General features: G+C 54.4%; 6 protein-coding genes. 2 read left to right on the top strand and 4 right to left on the bottom strand.

The window, feature by feature from the left end; genetic code table 11:
* Positions 1–55: 55 nt before the first annotated feature.
* Entirely contained in the window at positions 56–454 is a 399-nt protein-coding gene (locus tag VEI50_16430) for a hypothetical protein (protein HXX76718.1), read from the top strand.
* A 138-nt stretch (positions 455–592) separates the two neighbouring features.
* Here the strand turns inward: VEI50_16430 and VEI50_16425 are convergent, their stop codons facing one another.
* Entirely contained in the window at positions 593–898 is a 306-nt protein-coding gene (locus VEI50_16425; GenBank protein HXX76717.1) for a hypothetical protein, read from the bottom strand.
* A gap of 108 nt (positions 899–1006) precedes the next feature.
* Positions 1007–1405, bottom strand: coding sequence for a hypothetical protein (locus VEI50_16420; GenBank protein HXX76716.1), 399 nt, complete (start codon positions 1403–1405; stop codon positions 1007–1009).
* Between the two features lie 407 nt (positions 1406–1812).
* Here VEI50_16420 and VEI50_16415 point away from each other — a divergent pair, with 407 nt between their 5' ends.
* Positions 1813–1947 (top strand): hypothetical protein, encoded by a 135-nt coding sequence (locus VEI50_16415; protein ID HXX76715.1) that lies wholly within the window; start codon positions 1813–1815, stop codon positions 1945–1947.
* Between the two features lie 163 nt (positions 1948–2110).
* Here VEI50_16415 and VEI50_16410 read toward each other — a convergent pair whose 3' ends face one another.
* Entirely contained in the window at positions 2111–2443 is a 333-nt protein-coding gene (locus tag VEI50_16410; protein ID HXX76714.1) for a surface-adhesin E family protein, read from the bottom strand.
* Between the two features lie 173 nt (positions 2444–2616).
* Positions 2617–3015 (bottom strand): response regulator, encoded by a 399-nt coding sequence (locus VEI50_16405; GenBank protein HXX76713.1) that lies wholly within the window; start codon positions 3013–3015, stop codon positions 2617–2619.
* Between the last annotated feature and the right edge of the window lie 183 nt (positions 3016–3198).

Here is a 3198-nt window from a genome sequence, read left to right as displayed (position 1 = left end):
CCAGGTAGGATGCTCGTATGACTCCGAGTTCAACCCCTAGCGAGGAGAAGGACCTATGACGACTCATATCCATGGATCGTTGTGTAGCAAGCGGAGCCTCTTTATTGGGGCAACGCTCGGACTGCTGATCGCATGGACAGGGAACCCGGCGGTTGCTGCGGAGGAACAGCCGGGAACCGGCCCGGAAAGAGCGGCGGGACTACAAGCAGCTAGCTGGCTCGCTACCATTCCGTATGGGGCCGTGAAGGTCGCCTATGCGCTCGGCGGGGGCATCGTGGGTGGCCTCACCTGGGTGATGAGTGGAGGAGACACGGCGGCTGCCAAGGCGGTGTGGATTCCTTCGATGACCGGTGATTATATTGTGCAGCCGCAGAACCTCACCGGGGAAAAGCCCCTCCACTTCATGGGCGGATCATCAGAGAAGCCCAAGCCGGAACTTTCTGCCCGTAGGTAGAGTGTTCGGCGTACCTCCTAGGGGCACCCTTGCTCACCTGCGGTATTTCCATCCGCGCTGAATAGGGGCGAGAAGGACTACTTGCGCTGTCTCCGCCACTCCCACGGCGGCACTGGTTTGGGATTGGCTTCTAACTCGTTACAGAATCACTTCGCAGGGCTGGAGGAACACCTTGAGTGCGACCTCATGTCCGCCGTGCGCTATCACCAGGTCGGCATACAACTTCTTCACGGCTTTCACCAGTCTAGCCATCGGATCATTGTCGAGGGCTACAAGGAACAGCATGTTTCGATCAGTCCAGCCGTGAGTCCCAGAGACCGTGCCCGTCTCGCCGCTACCCCCCGCCCCGGACATCACCGTGTACCCCTTGATTCCCAGGGTGCCAAACAGCACCAGCATCTCCTCTTTGAACTTCTCCCGGCAAACGATGGTGAGCATCTTCATGATCGTCTCCTTTTCCGTCAATCTCACGGTGGCACAGGATAACTCTCACGGACAATTCCCCTCCACTCGATACCCCGCCTTCTCGGTCTCTCTCGGCACCGCTTCAGCTTAGGGGTGAAACTCCTTGGTGTGGTGTTCCCGGTCTCGTACTACGAGTGACGGCTTTCCCTCTTCATCTACACTCAAGACAAGCCTGGTCCTGCCATCCACGTCGCGCACAGCTATCCCAGTTTCTGATGAAATGCCGATCCACACCCGGTCCGTGTCGGACTTATCTTTCAGTTGAAAGTAAGGCTCTCCCTGGTCAGAGAGGTCGAGGATGGCCCGTATACGGCCCTTGGTATCCACGAGACGAAATTCCTGGGCACTGATTACTTGTGGTGTTTCCGGTGGAGTGGGCTGGGCAATGACTGAACTCCCTACGAGTAAGAAGGTTGCAAAAATTCCTCCGATGAGACCGGACACAAGACTCACGACAATAAGCAAACGGGAATTCGCGGTAAGCATGGAAACTCCTTTCTAGTCAGTGCTCAAGGCTAATTAACACAGCACAATAGCCTATCTTTGTTGTTTCCTCCACTGCCACGGTGGCACTGGATTTGGATCAGCCCATAACCCCACCCGGGACGCTCACGCTCTCGGTCCCAATGCTTCAAGCATTGCGTCCCCGCCAGTGGAGTCGGTGGTAAAAGCGGACAGTTCGGTATCAGACATAAGCATACACTGCAAGCGTTTTTCGAACGCACAATGGTCAATCATGGGTGCTTCCCTGAAGGCTCGGCGGCATCCGACAATTGAGTCTGCTTATCTCGCCGTCTCAATCGACGACGATCAAGCCACCACGCGACAACGGGAAACAGCACGAACGAACCTGGGGCTAGGAAAACTACGAGGTACGGACTCAGAGCGGTCAAATGGCGAAGATGGTGGGAGAGTTGGGCCCGATCTTCGGCGGTCCAGTGGAGGCCATTGCGTTGCTTCATGAGCAGTGGCATCAAGCCGTGAATGCCAAGAATCTCTGCACGAATGCGGTCTCGTTCTCTCTGTAACGGACTGAGAAAGGGTGCGAAAAGTGTCATGACAAATTGCCGATACCAGTAAAGGGATTTCACTTCTGTTTCGACCCAATCTGATCGTTGATCTTGTCGTGGGTCGTTTCTTCGATGGTTATGGTTTCGCGTTTGGAGTGTTGGTCGGTCCTGTACTGGGCAATCACTTCTCGTTGCACACAAAGTTGAGCAGACTTTCTGCAACACTGCCTGGTTCAACTGAGATTCCCTGATCGTTGGAGTCTGAGTAGCGATACACCACCTCACCACTGCCCATGTTGCCAGAGAAGGCCGCCAGTGCAAGCAATCGGATGCGCTCTTCGGTGCAATCGATTTCACGATGAGCCTTTGCCGACAAATACGCGTGGCCTGGCTCGGTTTGTATTCTCTTAAAGTCCAGCAATGCCCACAACTCCACCACATCCCCGTTGCGACGAATGGTGTCTGGATCAACGTATACAGTCATCTCTGCTTGGTCGTTTTTCTCAACCCGCACCCACTCCGCATACACTGGTCCAACACTCAGTAACAGGACGGCTATCAGTAACTAGAGTTTCGCGTGGTATCTCACAACACATTGCACAGGAAAGCGACGGTAGGGACGAATCGTGAAGGGCATAAACATCACACCTAAACCAACCGCCGATTCAGACGGCGCAGTAGCCCATATCAACGGGCTTCCCTTAGAGAAATTCCTCGCTGGACCACGTCGTAAAATTCGTCTGCCGGACATGGCAGAGGCAATACAGCAAAGGCCCCTCGTTCGAGAGCAATGGGCGATTGACCCGCGGCTGTCATAAAAATGACTGGAAGTCTCGGATGCATGAATCGGATCGCGGTCAACAGCGAGATGCCATCCTGATCAGGTAAATGGGAACTAAGAAGCACCACGCTGAAATCTTGGTGCTGAATCCGTTCGAGACACGTCTTCCCATCTGGCGCACTCTCCACCTCATAACCTTTGGCCGTAAGTCTTTCGGTGAAGGCCCAACGTATCTCTCGGTCGGAGTTGACGATGAGAACAGGAAGTTGAGGCGAAGCATTCGACAGTCGCGTGAAGAAAGGCATGACAGCCTCACAGCGAGGCTGTATTGTAAGAAACGTACTCAGGCCACGCAATAGAACTGAGGTGGGGGCAAGGGGGGAAATGGTTGTATTACGATCTAGAAGATTACGGGCTTGGTAGGTACTCAACCATCTATGGCAGGGATTTCTAAAAAATCCCGTCTCGGTGGGCATCCTGCCAGAACC

It is taken from the genome of Nitrospiraceae bacterium (assembly GCA_035623075.1).
GTDB lineage: Bacteria > Nitrospirota > Nitrospiria > Nitrospirales > Nitrospiraceae > DASPUC01.
The sequence above is the reverse complement of the archived record's forward strand: the minus strand, read 5'-3'. Positions and strand labels throughout refer to the sequence as shown.

Excerpts from the sequence above, each read along its gene's own strand:
- VEI50_16425 (HXX76717.1), bottom strand. The coding sequence starts at position 898 with ATGAAGATGCTCACCATCGTTTGCCGGGAGAAGTTCAAAGAGGAGATG.
- VEI50_16430 (HXX76718.1), top strand. The coding sequence starts at position 56 with ATGACGACTCATATCCATGGATCGTTGTGTAGCAAGCGGAGCCTCTTT.
- VEI50_16420 (HXX76716.1), bottom strand. The coding sequence starts at position 1,405 with ATGCTTACCGCGAATTCCCGTTTGCTTATTGTCGTGAGTCTTGTGTCC.
- VEI50_16405 (HXX76713.1), bottom strand. The coding sequence starts at position 3,015 with ATGCCTTTCTTCACGCGACTGTCGAATGCTTCGCCTCAACTTCCTGTT.
- VEI50_16415 (HXX76715.1), top strand. The coding sequence starts at position 1,813 with ATGGCGAAGATGGTGGGAGAGTTGGGCCCGATCTTCGGCGGTCCAGTG.